This is a genomic window from Streptomyces sp. NPDC001781 (genome assembly GCF_053596035.1).
In genome coordinates this window covers 1-1,052 of record NZ_JBSFFI010000110.1, presented here as the reverse complement: position 1 = coordinate 1,052, position 1,052 = coordinate 1, and the positions used below count along the sequence as shown (strand labels likewise).

The 1,052-nt window shown below is 67.9% G+C and carries 1 protein-coding gene; it reads right to left on the bottom strand.

Translation table 11 applies throughout. The annotated features are described in order from the left end of the window. Nucleotides 1-1,052, bottom strand: a 1,052-nt coding sequence (locus ACWCV3_RS29040; RefSeq protein WP_451230377.1) for a hypothetical protein, incomplete at both ends; no start/stop codon positions are given.

Here is a 1,052-nt window from a genome sequence, read left to right as displayed (position 1 = left end):
GTACGCCAGAGGTCCCGGCGGTAGACCTGCTCTTCGGGTACGGTGCGCTCGCGGGTGCCGTCGCTCAGCACCTGTTCGATGCGGTTGTCGAAGACCTGCGAGATGTCGGTGCCGGTGTACACCAGCAGTCCCTTGAACTCAATGTGCTCGGGCTCGACGTGAAAGGTCTCCAGGACCGCCTTCTGCCGGTCGATGCGCAGCAGTGACGTCGCCACCGGGTCAACGGCCAGGCCCCGGTGGAGGCCGGCGTCGTCGATGTGGAGGTGCGGCCGGTACTCGGGCTTGGACAGCGGATCACACAGCAGCTCGAAGTTGCCGGTGCGCACGGCGTGGTGCAGCAGCCGGGACTGGGCGGCGGTGGCGTACTGCAGGATCAGGTCGTCGGGTATCCGCGCGTAGAGCTCGCGCAGGGCGGGGAAGAGCGCGGCGAGCTCGGACCGGTTCATGATCCGGTACAGATTGCGCAGGTACGGCTGGAACGTGCGCACCACGAAACGCTGGGCCAACCGGGCCGAGCGCGGACGCAGTTCACCGACGCGACTCATCAGGTACAGGCACAGTCGGATGAGTTCCTGCGTCTTGACGGGGTCGTTCCACGGCACGTCGAAGAGCGAGTCGCGCTGTTCCTCGTCGCGCGTGTAGCAGGTGGCGGAGGGCGCGAGGGCGACACGGCGCGCGTGCAGCAACGCGGGCACGGTGATCCAGGCGTCCTCGTAGCCGGGGCCGAGGCCGCTGCGCAGCCGTTGATCGCGCAGCAGCCGGGTACGCAGCAGCTTGGCGCCGAGTCCGGTGGAAAACACCAAGTAGGGTGCGTCATCGAGGCGTTCGACCTGGCTCGCGCCCTTGCCGAAATATCTCTTCCAGGGCTCGTCGGCGCCGCGCCGCGGTCCGGGGAAGTTGTCCTGGTCCCCGACGACGACATCGGCCTTGGTGGCGCGGGCCCGTTGCGCCAACCTACCGATGACGTCCTCGCCGAGGATGTCCCTGGCTTGCGCGAACATTACGTACGGGGCGCGGACGTACTGGAGCCCGTTGTCGAACGCGGAGCGTCG